Genomic DNA, 17,212 nt, shown 5'->3' with positions numbered 1-17,212 from the left:
GTACGGTTCAGCGGTAAAAATAAGTAATCCCCTGCACCCACCACGGTGGTCTGGCACAACCAGCTAAATGGTAAAAGCGGTCAGATAAGGTCCTGCATTTCATCTGCCACGCTGATGAGCCGGAGGTGCATATTGAGCGCTGCGCGGAGTGCCGGGATATCGTCTGCGGTCACGGAAAGGACCAGCATATCGTCGCTTTCAAGCGTGCAGCGTGCCACTGACCGCGGGTTCACCTCGTCAGGCATCTCGGGAAGAAGCGCCCGGTAAATTTTTTGAGCGTTTTTTGTCCTGAACCGGAACACTGCTTGATGGGGCATCGGGTTCACGTTCAATCACGATGAAATTTATGAAAATCAGGAAAAAAATGTATTGGTCTTGTGTACTGGAGAACGGTGAGATTCGTGGTCCTTTACCGCGCCCTGATCTCTTTTATCGCCGCACCGCGTTCCTTAAAAAGGATGCGGTGGCCGCAATAGGGACACCGGACATTGACATCGATCTCGACTTTCTGTTTGCACCGTGCACACTTGTAGGAGCTGACCATAACAGACCCGGGTTAGGCCCTGCTGGTATCCTTCTCAAGTGTACGGTCGAACGTGCGCATCGCGATGCGCAGCATGGGGGTCATGGGCTGGTATGCGCCGCCGGCGAACTTGTACCCGCACTTCCGGCATTCCCAGATGCCAGTGCCGTGGCGGTGCACGGAAACCATGTCGCATTGCGGGCAGCGGTGGTATGCGCGTGAAACCTTCTCGACATCAGCGACACGCTTTCGGGTAAACCTGCCATACCTGCACCCGAACCGTCCGGAACTCCCCGTCACCTTTCCCTTTGCTGTCTGATTTGAAGCTGCCATAAAAATTACCACCAGTATGTCTTACACAATTTGTCGTGACGATTAATATACTTGATTGAGGATCTTGACGACCCCTTCGCCCTTGGTGATCTTGTTGATCAGGTCGTAAAACTCGGTCTGGATGCCGGCGGGGATCCTGACGACACAGATCCATGAACCATCCTTCTGCCACTCGTCTTTTTCCATGGTGGACGCAGCAGCAATATCGCCGTACGCTTTTGCAGCAAAATCAGCCGGTATTTTGATCGCAAGCCGGAGTTCCTCAAACCGTATCGGGAGGATGGGGCGCAGCGCCTTGACCGTTTCCTTGACCATCTCATCGAGGTGCTTGAAGGGATCGATGTTCACCCGTGCCTCCTCCATCGCCATCTCGATGCGCTGGGGCGGATGTGGATGCCCTGTCTGGGGGTTAACCGCGTTGCGGGCAATGAACGTAATGACCCGGCGGCGTTTCTCATCGATCATGTGCCGGCGCTGTTCGGCGGTAAGGTGGATCTCGCCCTTCTCGATGATCCGGTGGGCGACCGCGGGAAAATCAGTGGTATGGAAGACCTTGGTGAGCGACTCATCGGACGCCCTGGTGCCCCGCGATGCGTTGGAAAAGACATTGAGGGCGGCAACAACCTCCTCGATATCGATCTTTTCGCCCTGCCGCACTTTTGCAGCCTGGTCCGGGTCAACGAGGAGCTCGAAGCGCTCCCCGTAACTTTCCAGCCTTGCTACCACTGATTTTTCCAGCGGGATCATATGCGGTCACTGTTTGAACTGCCCGACAAACCCTGCGACTTCTTCCTTGGTCATCTTGCGGAACACCGCATTATCCTTTGAAATAACCCCGATCTCGACCGTGTCGACATCGAACTTGCCCTCCGTCGCGGAGTGCAGTGCCTTTAAGCCAAGGAGGATGACATCTTTTACTTCCATTTCCGGAGTATACTCTTCTTCAAAGACCTTCATTGCCGCAGGCCGCCCGATCCCTATGCCGGTCGCCCGGTATTCGAGCAGGGTGCCGGAGGGGTCGGTCTCGAAAAGCCGGCACTCGCCGTCACTCACGCCCGCGATCAGGAGCGCAGTCCCGTACGGGCGGATGCCGCCGTACTGGGTGAGGGTCTGCATGTGGTCGCAGAGCTTCTTTGCGAGCGTCTCGACCCCGATCTGTTCGTCGTAAGAGACCCGGTTTATCTGGCACTCGACACGGGCCCGATCGACCAGTGCACGGGCGTCCCCGACAAGTCCGGACGAGGCGACGCCGATGTGCTCATCAATCTTGAAAATTTTCTCTATCGACGAGGGTTCGAGCAGCTTGCTGCTTACGCGCTTGTCCACGATCAGGACGACACCGTCCTTTGCCTTGATCCCGACTGCGGTCGTCCCCCGCTTTACCGCTTCCCGCGCGTATTCCACCTGGTACAGCCTGCCATCGGGTGAAAAAACCGTGATCGCCCGATCATATCCCATCTGGTATTGTGGTTGCATTATGAATCCTCCAGATCCTCTCTTGTCAAAAAGAATCGTGTTGTATTTTTAAATCCCTTTTCAATCACATCAATCTTCTGACCTGCACAATGGCAGACCGAAAAGGCCATACCGTCGATCGTGCATTCTGATGGCACTCCTGGAACCTGCGCTTTATCCTTAAATTCTGAAATCCGCTCACGCAGGCTCTCGATTGTCCCGGATGCGGCAACTGAGCGCAGTGCCACCCGTTTCCCCCCGCAGGAAGTAACAGTGGAGAGGGCTATTGCAAGCTCTCGTTCGGCTCCCCTCCGGCAGCGCACGATTACATAATCCCCCTCAACCGCGATCACTGCCACATGTATCAGCGCACCGGCTGCATCGCCCCAGAGGGATGTCACAGCTTCGTATACCGAATAGTACATTTCCTTTGGATCGGGAGCGGTACCGGCAGGCTCGATTCGGGTAAGCACATACCGGCGCTTTTCCCGGAGCGTGGGGGGCCTGGCCGTCATGTAACCACCCTGACAGCGGAATGCAAAGATCGCATCTGTCCTGTATGGGACAGCGCCTGTTCTACATCGGAAAGGTCAAGCCCGATGACCGATGCAAGACCGGAAAACTCCCGCACCGGGTGCATGTCCAGCACCGATCTTGCATGGGTCGAGAGCACAAGCGGGAATTCGAACCTCCGGTGCAGCAGCAGGATATCATGGTACCGGTCCAGTGCCTTCTGTCGTGACATCCCCCGCCCGTGGATGACCGGCTCAAGGCTGATGTCGACCGCAACACCGTTATCCGCCGCCATCCTTGCGGTCACATGGTCGAACGCGTGCCGGTCGGTTTTGTGAATCCCGCAGAGGATGTCAACACCCCGTATGCCAAGCACCATGCGGTTCCTCCCGTTGTCGCCTGCCATCACGGATACAATGGCCCCCGTCTCCCTGGAGCGCTTTACCTCGCGGGTAACTTCTGGTGCCGGCATCTCTCCGATTACGATGCCGGTCTCCACGGTAACCCCGAAATGTTTGCACGGCGGGGTATTGACCGCAACAAGGCTGTCAAAACCAAACTCGTGCGCAACGAGAGCCATGCGCCTCACCGAAGAATCTCCGAGCGGACGGGGATAGACACAGGAGTCGGTGATCATCATGCAGAGATGTTGCTTAAAAAAGGGATAAGATTATTTGCCCTGGTTTGCATGGGAGCGGATGGAGGGGCGGGTCTTTTCCGTCCCGGAACCACGGGTGCCCATCCCGCGTCCCCTGCGCCCCGCCGAAGTCTTGCCGCGCTCGGCACGCCCGCTTTGGGTTGCTTCCCCGATCCATGCAAGCTTCCGGTCGCTTTTTATCGCCGGGTGGTGCCCGTCAACAAGGATAACCTCGTAATATTTGAGCTTACCGTCCTGCCCGACCCAGTAGGAGTTGAGCACCTCCATGTTCGGGAACCTGCGGGATGCGCGTTCCTCTGCAATGCGCTGAAGGCTCTTTGCAGGCGTAAGCCGGTTCTTGCCCATACGGGCGGTACGGCGGGCGCGGACATACCGCGAGCGCCGGCGACCGCCCCTGCGGACTTTCACGCGCGCAACGGCGATACCCTGTTTCGCGCGGTACCCGAGTGCCCTAGCACGGTCGATCCGGGTCGGGTGTTCGACACGGACTACGCTTCCCTCACGACGCCAGACCTGCATCCGGTCCCAGAGGAGTGCATCCACATCGCTTTTGTCAGGCCTCTTCCATGCCTCCCTGACATAGGCATACATTGATTTTACCATGTAATATCACCTGTAAGGTTCGGCTTGTCTCCAAGCTACATTCCTTTTTTACGGGACGGATCCCGTGTTCCTTAATAGTATGGCCGGCGGGTTATAAAAGTGCTCGTGTGTCCCGCTTTACTTCCCGCCCTTGCGTTTTTCAAGGACGCGGATCTCTGCGATGCGTGTGACAGGGTACTGCCCATTGTTATCCTTCTCTGCCGATTTTACCATGTCCCAGATGGTGAGCAATGCCACAGACACCCCGGTGAGCGCTTCCATCTCGACCCCAGTCTTTCCCATTGACTTCACCCGCACTGTCGCCTCAATGAACCCGGCATCCTCAACAAAATCAATCGTGATGGCGCCGATGGGAATCGTATGGCACATGGGGATGATGCGGGGGGTATCCTTGATCGCAATCGTCGCCGCAACACGGGCAGTGGCAAGCACGTTGCCTTTCACGACTTTTCCTTCATGGATTGCACGAAGCGTTTCATCCCGCAGGTAGATCCTGCCTGATGCCACCGCCTCGCGTACGACATCATCCTTTTCCGTCACGTCCACCATCTGTGCATGGTCTCTTTTGATATGGGTGAATTCAACCAGAATCTTCACGCTCCAAAAACAGTTCGGCAGGGATCCTGTCTACGATATCAGAGGCAAGCATCCCGTTTCCCCGCTCCGTTTCCACGACCTTGCCTGCCCTCCCGTTTACATAGGCAGCGATGCATGCTGCGTCGAATGCAGGAATGTGGCAGAGCAGGGCGGCTGCCACACCGGCAAGGACATCACCGGTGCCACCGACAGTCATTGCAGGACAGCCGGTGAGGTTGAACCGTGTCCGCGTGCCGTCCGTGATCACATCGACCAGCCCTTTTAACAGGAGCGTCCCCGGAATCTGTGCGTCCAGTGCGGCCTGTGCCCGTGCTACCGGATCGCCGGGAAGGGATTTTCCGGTGATCCGGGCAAATTCCCCAGCATGGGGAGTATAGACCGTTTCCTGCTGTGCCACAGGCAGCGGGAGCCGCAGGGCATCGGCATCAAAGACCGCTTTTTTGCAGTGGGGAGCGACGGCACAGACAACGTCGTGGCTTTCGGAACCAAGCCCGTTACCGCAGACAACAACATCTGCGTTCTTCACAAGCGCAATGAGCTGTTCGATATGTTCCCTGCCAATCTTTTTGGCGCCCATCGGTTCGTAGATCAGGTCAGGAACCGGCTCGAAGACCGGCGATGCGATCCGGACAATGTCGGCTCCCGCCCGCAACGCACCCAGTCCCGCAAGATAGGGGGCGCCCTGGTATGGGCCGCCGCCGATCACGAGCACTTCCCCGCCATCCCCTTTACGGGCATCCTTTTGCCGCACCGGCAGGAGAAGGAGATCGCCGGGCCCGACACAGCATTCCGCTTCCACCGGGATGCCGATATCCATGACCAGAGACCCATCCACCTTTGCACGGTGGAACGCACAGATCACATCGGCCCGCATCCCCGGTGTCGGGACATCTGCGGCAATGATCGTTGCGTGTGATGCATTCGCGTGTTCAACACTTGCGGCGAGTGGTTCCTGAAGTGTGCCGGATGCGCCAGTGCCAAGCAGGGCGTCGATGATCACGTCCGCCTGTTCAAACAGGGCATGCAGGTTTTGCACATCATCCCTGCACATGACAGGATGGAGCCGGGTGCTGCAATGGGCAAGCGCCTTGAGCTGGTGTTCGCAGGATGGGGAGCGCCCCCGGGTGTCTACATAGCAGACATCCGTTTCCACACCGTGCTGGAGGTAGCGTGCCGCCACCATTCCGTCCCCGCCATTGTTACCCTTACCGCTGAGGATGAGAACCCGGGCGGGATTCTTGTCCAGCGCACACCCGGCAAGCGCCCTGCCTGCGCTCTCCATGAGTTGGAGTGAACTCACTCCGAGCGCGGCCGCATTTTTGTCCACTGCCCGCATCCTTGCCGGAGAGATGATTCCCTTCTCAAGGAATGCTTCGATACCGTCCCGCCACATGCCAGTACAATTCATGTGTAAGAAGTCCCTATTAATATGCAGGATGGGCTTTTGTGATGATGTAAAAGCAGCTGCAGAGACGATCGCAGCGGCAGGCGACATAACCATCATCTCCCATATCGATGCCGATGGTATTGCAAGTGAGGCAATCCTTTCGCAGGCGATTACCCGCACAGGGATCCCCTGCAAATCAGTCTTTGTCCGGCAGCTGGAACCGCTGACCATGCCGCAGGTGCCGGCCGATACGTCATATAAGATCTTCACAGACCTTGGAGCAGGTCAGCAGAACCTCCTTTTTGAGCGCGGTTTTCTCGAGCACGAGATCCTGATTGTCGACCACCATGTCAGCCAGCCCTGTTCGCGCCAGTACCGGGAGGTTAACTGCCTGTCCGGCGGTCACGGCAAAATGAGTGCGGCCGGTGTCGCGTACCTGATCGCAAAGGCGATGGATACGTCAAATACTGATCTTGCCAAGCTTGCGGTCATCGGTAATGTCGGTGATATGATGGCACGGGAAACCTGCGCCCTTGTGGGGCTTGCACGCGATATTATTGTTGAGGACGGCATGCGGCACGGGAATACCGAGGTGCGCAAAAAGGATCTCAACTGCTACGGCACTGCCACGCGCCCGCTCTACCTGTCGCTTGCCTACAATGACGACCCGTTTATCAAAGGGATCAGCAACAACCCCGAGGGCGCAATACAGTTCCTGCGCCGGCTCAATGTCCGCCAGCAGACTGTCGATGGGAAATGGCTTGTCTGGGAGGAATACCCGGTGGAGGACCGGCGGACCATCATATCCGCGCTTGCAGAGCAGCTGATCGCCAACGGCGAACCGGTAGACCGGCTCCTTGCCGAGACCTACCATTTCCCTGATGAACCCGCCCGCACCCCGCTGCGCAACGCGCAGGAATACGCAACGCTCTTAAACGCCTGCGGCAGGTGGGCGCGCCCGAAGGTGGGGGGAGCGATCCTGCGGGGTGACCGCGGAAACGCGTACCGTGAGGCAGAGCACATGCTCACCAACCACCGCGCCATCATCCGTGACCTGCTCGGCTTTATCATGGACACCGGCGTGACCGAACTCGAATGTGTCCAGTACATCCATGTCGGGGCACGTTACCCGGATACGATTGTCGGCATAGGTGCGGGAATGGCCCTGTCCAAACTGAACAGTGCAAAACCGATCCTGATCATGTGCTCCCTGCCGGAAGACCATAACCTGACAAAGGTATCCATGCGGACAACCGAACGGGTTGTGAAGCGCGGCATCGACCTCCAGCAGGCGATCAGCGATGCCTCCGCAGAATATGGCGGCGGAGGCGGCGGGCATAAGATTGCAGCAGGAGCATTTATTCCAAGAACTGCAGAACAGGAGTTTGTTACCCGTGTCAACAGAATACTCAAAGAACAGTCTTGTGCGTCGGGTCCAGGCCATCGCTGATTTCCAGTTCGGGGGTCTGGCAGGCACCGGCCTCTTTCCGGAGGGTTGCGAATTTATCCTGTCGACCACCGGGCGCATCCGCCAGGTCATGCTGGATAGCAAACGTCTCGCGACAGTCCGTGCGAAGGATGGCAGGTTAACGCTGGGCATCGAAGGAGCCCGTCGCCTGCACGCGATCCTTTTGCCGCCGCAGTACCGTGTGGTTATCCGGGACGATGTGGCAGAGTTTGTGGCACAGGGGAAGAATGCCTTTGCCAAGCATGTTGTTGCAGCGGACCCTGCGATCCGGGCCGGTGACGAAGTGCTGGTGGTTGCAGGAGAGGACTGGCTGGTCGCATGCGGGACTGCGATGCTTTCCGGTGCGGAGATGCTGGCATTTAATTACGGTAGAGCGGTAACAGTACGGCAGGGGAGTGGATAAGCAATGCTACCTGGAAATGTGAACCCGCGCCAGATGAAGGCGATGATGAAGAAGCTTGGCATGAATGTCGAGCCAATCGAGGACGTGCAGGAGATCGTGATCAAAACCCCAAAGGGCAGCTATGTCTTCGATGCGGCTGAAGTGACGGCCATGACCATGCAGGGCGTCACCACGTACCAGATTGTCGGCCAGCCCCGTTTTGTGGAACCTGTACCCGAGATCCCCACGGAAGATATCACCATGGTCGCGTCACAGGCAGGCGTTCCCGAAGAGGCGGCAAAAGGTGCGCTTGTTGCGACACACGGCGACATTGCCGAAGCCATCCTGCGTCTCACAAAAACATGATTGAACCGGATGACCGTGTCCTGCTTGTAGGAGAGGGCCGGGAATACTGGATCCGGGCCGGCACCGGCACATTCTCGACCGACAAAGGGCAGGTCGATCTCGGCACGCTTATCGGGATGGACGGCGGGGATGTAGTGACCACCCACAACGGTTCCCAGTTCACCGTCCGCATCCCGCGGCCGACCGACTTTTTTACCCACGGCAAACGCTCCGGCGCACCCATGCTGCCCAAGGATATCGGGCTTGTCATTGCCTATACCGGGATGAACCGCCGGGATGACGTGCTGGATGCCGGCACCGGCAGCGGCATTGCGGCGATCTACTTCGGGGGGGTGGCAGGAACTGTGAAGACCTACGAGATCCGTCCGGAATTTTCAGCGCTGGCACAGAAGAACATTGCCGAGGCAAAGCTCGATAATGTCGAGGCAGTGGCCGCCGATTTCCTCGAAGCGAAAGGAAGTTTCGATGTCGTGCACCTTGACATGCAGGTCGCTTCGGAGCATATCATCCATGCACATGCCCTGCTCAGGGCCGGCGGATACCTCGCCTGCTACACGCCTTTTTTGGAGCAGATGGGGGCTGTCGTCGATGCAGCATCCACGTTGTTTTCCGAAGTCCATACCCACGAGCTGATCGAGCGGGAGATGACACGGTCAAAACGCGGGACGAGGCCCTCGACATCAGTGTGTCACTCGGGGTATGTGACGATTGCGAGGAAGTAAATTATTAATTCATATTGAATTTAGGGAAGGCCTATTTTTTATCCTGCACTGGAGAACCCGGTCTCTAATAAAAAATTGCTCCAAGTATTTCAAAGCCATTAAAATTTTCAATGGGTTTGTAATATTAAAATAGGTTGTAATATATCAGGAATCTGAAAAACTATCCTTGAGGATTCAGATGAATCTATCCCGCTCGCGGGTGTAAATCTAGGTCCTGGCGGGTTTATATTCATCGCATCAATGAATATTCGTCACAGCTATGAATGTATACAGATTAAAGTCAAAATGGAAAAGGAAAGGATCACCTGACCTGGAAATCTGGGGGAACCTCATCCTGCCGAATAGGCATGATACAATAATCTTCTCTCCTCATGAAGATTTGGATCGTGCCACCGGACAACGAAAAATGGTGGATAAAGAATGGAATCACAAGGATTTGGCATCATACTCCTGACATTCCTGTTACTGTCAGGGATTGTTGTTTCGGATGTCGTTGCAAAACCTGATACAACAAGTAACGGAACTATTAACGTTGATACCTATCAACTCCCGGCATTGCAGTTTGATAAGACTCAATCAAAAATCATCATCGATAAGGAATTGAGTCCGTCCGTGGGATCTGCAGTTTCTCAGAAAGCACGCATGGCTGTTGCTTCTGAAACTCCCGCTGCCGTCACGATCCCATCAGGATCGATCATTCACCACACAAAAGACGGAGTGACAACTGTATTCGATTCAACGGGACAACAATTGTTTGCGGCAGATGACGCACAGGCAAAGCTGGTTCCGACTCCCCGGGGACAACTACCAGCAACATGTGTTCACGAAGTTCCTTCGGGTTCGGTACTCTATAAAAGAGACAACATTACGTATGTCATTTCCAACAATAACCTGATTCTGGTTGAGATCAAAGAAAAGTCCGGTGAAAATGATAATATCCCTGATAGAACCACTCCCGGTAAATCGGCCGGTTATACAACACTCGGGGCTTCAACTGCAGGTGCAGACAATCCCCACGCGTATTGGATCGAACGGGTGACATTTGATACCCCGGATGACATGGGTTTGGAATATCTTAAAAACTACTCTGCACAATGGAAGGTGCCCAGCCCGCCGCTGACAACAACCCCAAATCAGGTACAGTACTTAGCCATCGAAGAAGAAGGATTCGAAGTGAATAACAACGGAGCAGTTGCCTTTGCATCTGTCCTGGAATGGAATTATTACCCCGAAACATGGGACATCACCACATGGATGCATGATTACAACGGCAGGATCACGGGATATTTCTCCCCACGGGAGATCGTGAATACCGGCGACATCATCTCCGGGGATATATCCAGTACAAATCTCTACGGTTATCCCCCTTGTATCCAATCAGGGTTGTATGGAGTGTCAGATCCTCTGACCAGTCCGGTCATAGTTCGGAGCTCAGCCTGAACTCAAATTCGCTGATCGAAGGCCGGGGCGGAGGAGTAGATACCCTGCTTATGCTGAGCGGGGTTACCAGTCTCCCTTCGGAAGATTATCTTGTGGGGGATACAACATTCTGGAATTACGTATTTACTGATAATAATGATAACCCACTCAATCCGCCGATCCTATGGACTTATATCAATTATGCACTGGCCGGTAATCCGGCATTTTCCAATCTCAGGATTGAGACGAACAACTGGCCGGAGAAGATTGTGCTGGGGACACAACCGGATGCTTCGATGATTACGAAGACGTATTCGATAACGAGCGTATATTATAATCCCTTTAGTGAACCTGATTCCAGATTTCAGCAAGATACAGAATGCCAAATAGTAATTGATAAGTTAAAATCTGCAGGATGGGGGGAACCAGTTTTTTATCATAAAGATCTCAATGTAACATCAGTCGATCTCGGATTTAATGGTGGTGGACTTGCTGAAAATACATTTCATTGGCATACGGGTCATGGATGGTATAACCCAAATGATCCGGATCCATCATCATCTGGTATAACATTATTAAGACGTGATGGAACCACTTTCCAACTTACGCCTGTAGATGTTGCCGGAAGGTGGAATACAAAAAATAAATGGGTGGTTTTTGATGTATGCCTCGCCTTAGGAGATCCTTTGTGGAATAAAGCATTGGGCACCACTCATGGTATTTTTGGATTTACAACAGCAACGTCGGGGAATACGAATTTACCAAAACAATTCTTCTATTACACAAAAGAAGAGAAATACCCTCTTGCACAAGCCTGGAGAAATGCTACAATTGATACATATTACAGTATTCAGGCTCCGGATTATATCCATGATCCAAATATAAAAATTCCGGTGGGGGGAGCTGTCAGGTTTGATAATGAAGAACAATATAAAAATGATCATCTGCCCGGTTATGGGATTATCGAGCCTGATGAATATCCGAATGATAATGATTATGTCTATCAACATTGGAATTGCGTGAGGGAGAGTTGAGAATAATGAAAATCACTATGAAAACCTGGTTTATAATAATTACCTCCATTTTCTGCGCAGGAATTTTATTATCATTGTTTTTCAATAATCCGTTCTCTGCCTTAACAAATGAAAAACAACTGGAAAAAGGCCCGGTGTCCAATGGGACTAAACCGGGAGAAATTGTATCCGCAAGTATTGAATCACCGATAGGGATTATTACGATAAACGCTTCATCCCCACCGTCATCCATACCGTTCTACCATGCTACCGTTCGTGATGGAGATATACGCTATAAAGCACTGGGAGATGTGATGAGCTCTAAAGAAAATGTGACCTCTGAACAGGATGCCCCTGAAGTGGCCAGGAAAGTGATGGAGCAGTATGGAGGATTGCCCCCGGATGCTGTTTTTTCCTGGAGCGAGACGAATTATCTAGAACATCAAACAGGTACCGGGGAAGTAATATCGAAAAAACCAGTTACAACAACCGTTGCCTTTGGCAGACGGGTCAATGGATTGTCTCTTGATGGGGATACTGATGGAATCCGCATTGAACTGGGTTCGAATGGCGAACTCCTAGAACTCAGGAAAACCTGGAGGACACTGACCTATTCCGGTAATGTGTCCATCATTCCAAGAGCGAAGGCTGTTGAAAATTTTGAGGCGACGAATCATGTCGGTGTCCTCATTGATACTATTGTCCTGCGGTATTATGAAACCGGAAATGGCGATACCTATCTTGAGCCGGTCTGGGTGTTTATTGGTGAAAGACAGCCGGAAGGTAACAGGCTCAAGTATATCATCAACGCCCGGCAATTCGCGGACTTTTCTGGGACGCCGACAACCGTCTTTATATCAGAACCTGTTTCATTCACTGACACCTCACAAACTGCTGCGGTTGAATGGTATTGGGAGTTTGGTGACGGCGTGAACTCAACACTCCGGAACACCACACACTCTTACCTGAAATCTGGTAATTATACGGTCAATCTCACCGTCTGGAATGAGCACGGCAGTGATACAATTTCAAGAACGAATTATATCACGGTTCTGCCAAATCAATCGCTACATATTGACACTACTTCAACCAAGCTGATCGAAAACCAAACAACTGCGATGAGGAACGATAAGGAACCGTGAACCTCTTGAGAATTTTCCAATTTTAATTACAATACTGGTTATCCTGATCGGATTTTCAGGATTTATCATTCCAGTACAGGGAGCTCCGGTCAATGAAGGGACATCGATATCAATCGATAATTCTTCCAGAGGTATTGTGATCAACGCCGCAGTTCCTGAAGTTCCTGCTTCCATACCTGTTTATCGCGCCACCGTTCGTGAAGGGGATACTTTATTTAAAGCACTGGGTGATGTAATGAGCCCTAAAGAAAATGTAACCTCTGAACAGGATGCCCCTGAAGTGGCAACGAGGGTAATGGAACAATATGGTGGTTTACCCTCGGATGCAGTTTTTTCCTGGAGCGAGACGAATTACTTAGAACATCAAACAGGTACCGGGGAAGTTATATCCAAAAAACCTGTCACAACAACCGTTGCTTTTGGCAGACGGGTCAACGGATTGTCTCTTGATGGGGATACTGATGGAATCCGTATTGAACTGGGTTCGGATGGTGAACCCTTGGAGATCAGGAAAAGATGGAGGACCCTGACTTATACCGGCAATGTATCCATCATTCCCGCAACGAAGGCGGTTGAAAAATTGTTGCGAGATGAGACAATGAAAAACGATTGGAGACCGGCTAATGTAAGTGCATTTATCGATATTATCCGACTAAGATATTATCAAAAAGGTGATGGAGATACCAACTTAGAGCCGGTCTGGGTGTTCGTTGGTGAGACAAAACCGGGGGATTATGGGATCAAGTTTCTCGTTTACGCCCGCCAGTTCGCCAACTTCACCGCCTCGCCCACCGTCGGCTCTTACCCGCTGGTCGTCCAATTCACCGACACCTCGGATGCCTCACCGATAAAATGGTACTGGGACTTCGGTGACGGGTCGAATTCGACACTCCGGAATCCTTTGCATACGTACCAGACTGGCGGGAATTATACCGTCAACCTCATGGCATGGAACGATCTGGGCAGCGATACGATCTCCAGAGCGGATTATATCACCATCTATCCCAATCCTGCACCTGTTGCCGGCTTTACATCGAATTATACTTGGGAGAACCACATGGCACCGCTGGCTGTCGCGTTCAATGATACATCCACCGGTATTATCACCAACTGGTCGTGGGATTTCGGAGACGGGACAAATTCGACACTACAGAATCCGATCCATATCTTCAACGAAACTCCCGGGGAATTATATGGTGACTATACCGTTACTCTCAATGTCACTGATGACGTAAGTAGGTTGTCGGCTTACTCGGATTATATCAGCGTTGTCAAGGGATTATATCCGAATTTCACCGCAGAACCTACACGCGGGCCGGCCCCACTGAATGTTACGTTCACCGATCTCACTCAGGATTATGAGAAAGCGCTGGGATTGTACTGGGATTTCGGGGATGACAGCTATTACTGGCCGGAGGAATATCCATCACCCCGGACAATTTACCATGAATATGCTTCTGATGGTGTCTATAACGTCACCCTGACGTACTACGGAACCCATGAAGAACCGTACTGGCTGACAAAAGAGTATTACATCATTGTCGGTAACGTATCCCCGCCCCCGGTTGCCGATTTCACCGCAAACGTCACGTCCGGCAAAGTCCCGCTGGCTGTCGCTTTCACCGACACTTCAACCGGTTCACCAACGGACTGGATGTGGGACTTTGGCGATGGCACAAACACAACCGACCAGAACCCCGCCCATGTCTATTCCACACAAGGTACCTATGCAATAAAACTTGCGGCAACAAATGCTGTTGGGAGCAATTCGTTAACAAGGACGGATTATATCACGGTCTTCCCGCTCACGATACCTGCTGCAAACTTCACGGCAGATCCCATCTCCGGGAAAGTTCCCCTGACGGTATCGTTCAGCGATACCTCAACAGGCTCCCCAACTAGCTGGTACTGGGACTTCGGCGACGGTACCAATTCCACCGGACAAAACCCGATCCATACCTATACATCCTCTGGTGTATTTTCAGTATCGCTGAATGCAACAAACACTGATGGCAGCGATACAAAAGTGCTGCCGGATTACATTACTGTTATCCCGCTCATACCCCCGGCCGCAAACTTTACTGCAAATCCTGTCTCCGGAACTGTCCCTCTGCTTGTCGGGTTCAGAGACCTGTCGACAAATACCCCGACCAGCTGGTACTGGGACTTCGGTGATGGCACTAACTCTACCGATAAAAACCCATTACACGGATTCACTACAGCAGGAAATTTCACAATCTTGCTGAAGGCAGCAAATGTAGATGGCAATGACACAGTAATAAAACCGGATTACATAACGGTAACCTCGCTCTCACCACCTGTTGCGAACTTCACTGCCAATGTCACATCTGGAAAAAACCCGCTCACCGTTGCCTTTACCGATACCTCGGCCAATACACCAACCCAGTGGTTATGGGACTTCGGTGATGGTAATAGTGCTCCTGAACAAAACCCGGTTCACATATACACGACTGCCGGAACGTTCACAATATCCCTGAAAGCAACAAATGCCGATGGGCGCAACACGATAACAAAGACCGATTACATAATCGTCCTTCCACGCATCCCGCCCGATGCAGGTTTCACCGCGAATGCCACAACCGGTAATGCACCTCTCGTGATAGCCTTTACCGACACTTCAACCAATACACCGGATGGTTGGGTATGGAACTTCGGCGATGGTACCACATCAACCGTGCAAAATCCGGTTCATATCTACACGACCGCCGGAAAATACACTGTTTCATTAACCGCGGCAAATGCTGACGGCAGCGATACCGAGACCCGGCCGGATTATATCATCGTAACTTCGCTGGTTCCTCCGGTTGCCGGCTTCTCTGCCAACATCACATCCGGGAAAGTGCCTCTTGCGGTTTCATTTTCTGATCTGTCCACGGGTTCACCGACAGGATGGAGCTGGACGTTCGGCGACAGCGCAGGGTCATCGGACCGGAACCCGGTCCATGTTTACTCATCGGCGGGCATCTATACTGTCTCGCTGCATGTAACCAACGCGGACGGCAGTGATACCGCTACCAAAGTGAACTATATCTCTGTTTCATCCCCGGTTCTACCGGTTGCCAATTTCTTGGTCAACACCACGTCAGGCAATACACCTCTTGCAGTCGCGTTCACGGATACCTCGTCCGGATCACCAACCAGCTGGTCATGGAACTTCGGTGACGGAGTGACTGCAACAGGTCGGAACCTGGTCCATGTCTATTCAGCCGTGGGAAAATTTACCGTGTCCCTGACAGTGACAAATCCTGACGGTAGCGATACTATCACGAAGCCGGATTACATCACCGTTACTTCACCGACCCCGACTCCGACACCAACCCCGACACCAGGCACAATTCCGGCGACAATCAGAATCGAACCCGAAACCCTCAACCTGAAAAGCAAAGGTGTTTTTACCGCGTTCATCACCCTGCCTTCGGGATATAACGTGAATAATATCGATGTCGCTTCGCTTGTGTGCGAAGGCGCTCACGCAAAGAGTGGACACGCGACAGGAGGGGGTGAATATATTGCAAAGTTCGAGAGACAGGATCTGGTCGGGATTGTTCCGGGTGATGCGGTTACGTTCACGGTGGTTGGAAACGTGATTGTGAACGGAAATCCAATCGAATTTCGTGGGAGTGATACGATCAGAGTGATTGAATAGGAAACAATGGTAGTAATCGTGATTTTCTGAATGGTATGAGGGATTAATGAAAAGGCAGGGAATCACGCCCCGCCTTTTTTGTTCGACCATTTTAACAATCTCCTGTCAACCCCGGCCAAATCGAAGAACTTCATTCTTCTCCAATCTCATGTCCTCGACATTTGATTAATCGAAGAACCCGGTTCTTCTCTAGGGGCGCGTCCCTTCAGGACTCCCCTTACTTCAGCCCCGGCACCCCGTCCGCCCACTTTTCTACCCGGGAGCGGATCCCCTCATCATTGTATGAGGAGAGTGTCACCCGATCGCGGGCGATACTCAGGAAGTACAGCCCGGCCTTCGGGTCGTTGCACTTCAGGATGACCGAGAAGAGATCGGCAGCAGGGACATGATGTACCTTCCCGCCATGCGCTGCAATGTTTGCCATGTTCGAGATCACGGCGGCAATACCGTTCTGGTAGCCGTCGATGGAGTTGTACATATCCAGCCCGTATCCGATCTGCTTCCCTTTCGTATTCTCGTACACAAATTTCGCGGTATACATCTCCCGTACCGTTTCGAGCGGGGGATGGTTCTTCTTCGCGCTCATGTAGGATGTGCACCCGAACGGGTTTTTGAGGATCAATGACCTGACGACTGTGTTGAATGCAACGATATCAGGAATGGGGTGGCGAAGGGCGTGAACTGCACTCTTCGCCGTATTCTTCTGTTTGAATTGTGCCATGGGGGTCCTCGTTATTGTGTATCAGGACTGCTTGCACCGGGCAGGGGGGGTCGGAGGGGGTCATGCGGCTATGGTTGCAACCTCCTTTCGCGTACCGTTCCGGACAACCCGTCTTCTCCATTTTTCTCCATATTCACGGCGTGGAAATGGTGCAGGTCGTGATCGTGCGGACGGTTGGATGCGGGGGGTGGGGGCCCCCTCCCTCCACCAAAAAAAGTGGTGCGACCCCCTCCGGCCATTTCT

Annotated in this window: 19 protein-coding genes; 8 read left to right on the top strand and 11 right to left on the bottom strand. The window is 52.9% G+C overall.

Going from position 1 to position 17,212, the window contains the following annotated elements; genetic code table 11:
- Positions 1 to 80: 80 nt before the first annotated feature.
- From OS112_08345 to OS112_08300, 10 genes are all read right to left on the bottom strand, one after another.
- Complete coding sequence (locus OS112_08345) at positions 81 to 317, bottom strand: KEOPS complex subunit Pcc1 (GenBank protein ID WAC04469.1); 237 nt, start codon at positions 315 to 317, stop codon at positions 81 to 83.
- 92 nt (positions 318 to 409) lie between these two features.
- Complete coding sequence (locus OS112_08340) at positions 410 to 544, bottom strand: DNA-directed RNA polymerase subunit P (GenBank protein WAC04468.1); 135 nt, start codon at positions 542 to 544, stop codon at positions 410 to 412.
- 12 nt (positions 545 to 556) lie between these two features.
- Positions 557 to 856 (bottom strand): 50S ribosomal protein L37ae, encoded by a 300-nt coding sequence (locus tag OS112_08335; GenBank protein WAC04467.1) that lies wholly within the window; start codon positions 854 to 856, stop codon positions 557 to 559.
- A 42-nt stretch (positions 857 to 898) separates the two neighbouring features.
- Positions 899 to 1,603: a ribosome assembly factor SBDS gene (locus OS112_08330; protein WAC04466.1), complete on the bottom strand. Its 705-nt coding sequence runs from the start codon at positions 1,601 to 1,603 to the stop codon at positions 899 to 901.
- A gap of 6 nt (positions 1,604 to 1,609) precedes the next feature.
- Positions 1,610 to 2,332, bottom strand: coding sequence for an archaeal proteasome endopeptidase complex subunit alpha (gene psmA / locus OS112_08325; protein ID WAC04465.1), 723 nt, complete (start codon positions 2,330 to 2,332; stop codon positions 1,610 to 1,612).
- Positions 2,332 to 2,826: an Rpp14/Pop5 family protein gene (locus OS112_08320; GenBank protein WAC04464.1), complete on the bottom strand. Its 495-nt coding sequence runs from the start codon at positions 2,824 to 2,826 to the stop codon at positions 2,332 to 2,334. The genes psmA and OS112_08320 overlap by 1 nt, the downstream gene beginning before the upstream one ends.
- The gene (locus tag OS112_08315) at positions 2,823 to 3,464 is read right to left on the bottom strand and encodes a ribonuclease P (protein WAC04463.1); all 642 of its coding nucleotides are present in this window, start codon (positions 3,462 to 3,464) and stop codon (positions 2,823 to 2,825) included. The genes OS112_08320 and OS112_08315 overlap by 4 nt, the downstream gene beginning before the upstream one ends.
- 30 nt (positions 3,465 to 3,494) lie before the next feature.
- Entirely contained in the window at positions 3,495 to 4,085 is a 591-nt protein-coding gene (locus OS112_08310) for a 50S ribosomal protein L15e (protein WAC04462.1), read from the bottom strand.
- Positions 4,086 to 4,202: 117 nt separating this feature from the next.
- Positions 4,203 to 4,673: a cyclic pyranopterin monophosphate synthase MoaC gene (gene moaC / locus OS112_08305; GenBank protein ID WAC06159.1), complete on the bottom strand. Its 471-nt coding sequence runs from the start codon at positions 4,671 to 4,673 to the stop codon at positions 4,203 to 4,205.
- On the bottom strand, positions 4,666 to 6,090 hold the full coding sequence (locus tag OS112_08300) for an NAD(P)H-hydrate dehydratase (GenBank protein WAC04461.1): 1,425 nt from the start codon (positions 6,088 to 6,090) through the stop codon (positions 4,666 to 4,668). Before OS112_08300 ends, moaC begins: the two co-directional genes overlap by 8 nt.
- A 28-nt stretch (positions 6,091 to 6,118) precedes the next feature.
- On the opposite strand from OS112_08300, the gene OS112_08295 reads away from it, so the two are divergent.
- The 8 genes from OS112_08295 (at position 6,119) to OS112_08260 (ending at position 16,248) form a co-directional block, all read left to right on the top strand.
- On the top strand, positions 6,119 to 7,519 hold the full coding sequence (locus tag OS112_08295) for a DHH family phosphoesterase (GenBank protein WAC04460.1): 1,401 nt from the start codon (positions 6,119 to 6,121) through the stop codon (positions 7,517 to 7,519).
- Positions 7,464 to 7,940 carry a pseudouridine synthase gene (locus OS112_08290; protein WAC04459.1) on the top strand — a complete coding sequence of 159 codons (477 nt, stop codon included), beginning with the start codon at positions 7,464 to 7,466 and terminating at the stop codon, positions 7,938 to 7,940. The genes OS112_08295 and OS112_08290 overlap by 56 nt, the downstream gene beginning before the upstream one ends.
- Before the next feature lie 3 nt (positions 7,941 to 7,943).
- A complete protein-coding gene (locus tag OS112_08285) occupies positions 7,944 to 8,285 on the top strand; it encodes a nascent polypeptide-associated complex protein (GenBank protein WAC04458.1) in 342 nt (113 codons plus the stop codon).
- Entirely contained in the window at positions 8,282 to 9,007 is a 726-nt protein-coding gene (locus OS112_08280; protein ID WAC04457.1) for a methyltransferase domain-containing protein, read from the top strand. Before OS112_08285 ends, OS112_08280 begins: the two co-directional genes overlap by 4 nt.
- A gap of 420 nt (positions 9,008 to 9,427) precedes the next feature.
- On the top strand, positions 9,428 to 10,447 hold the full coding sequence (locus OS112_08275; protein ID WAC04456.1) for a hypothetical protein: 1,020 nt from the start codon (positions 9,428 to 9,430) through the stop codon (positions 10,445 to 10,447).
- Positions 10,448 to 10,497: 50 nt separating this feature from the next.
- Complete coding sequence (locus OS112_08270; GenBank protein WAC04455.1) at positions 10,498 to 11,460, top strand: DUF6345 domain-containing protein; 963 nt, start codon at positions 10,498 to 10,500, stop codon at positions 11,458 to 11,460.
- Between the two features lie 5 nt (positions 11,461 to 11,465).
- Positions 11,466 to 12,581, top strand: coding sequence for a PKD domain-containing protein (locus tag OS112_08265; protein WAC04454.1), 1,116 nt, complete (start codon positions 11,466 to 11,468; stop codon positions 12,579 to 12,581).
- Positions 12,582 to 12,816: 235 nt separating this feature from the next.
- Entirely contained in the window at positions 12,817 to 16,248 is a 3,432-nt protein-coding gene (locus OS112_08260) for a PKD domain-containing protein (protein ID WAC04453.1), read from the top strand.
- A gap of 217 nt (positions 16,249 to 16,465) precedes the next feature.
- Here the strand turns inward: OS112_08260 and OS112_08255 are convergent, their stop codons facing one another.
- Entirely contained in the window at positions 16,466 to 16,969 is a 504-nt protein-coding gene (locus OS112_08255; protein ID WAC04452.1) for a hypothetical protein, read from the bottom strand.
- Positions 16,970 to 17,212: the final 243 nt, after the last annotated feature.

It is taken from the genome of Methanoregula sp. (assembly GCA_026625165.1).
Taxonomy (GTDB): domain Archaea; phylum Halobacteriota; class Methanomicrobia; order Methanomicrobiales; family Methanospirillaceae; genus MVRE01.
This window is presented reverse-complemented; position numbering and strand designations above follow the sequence as displayed.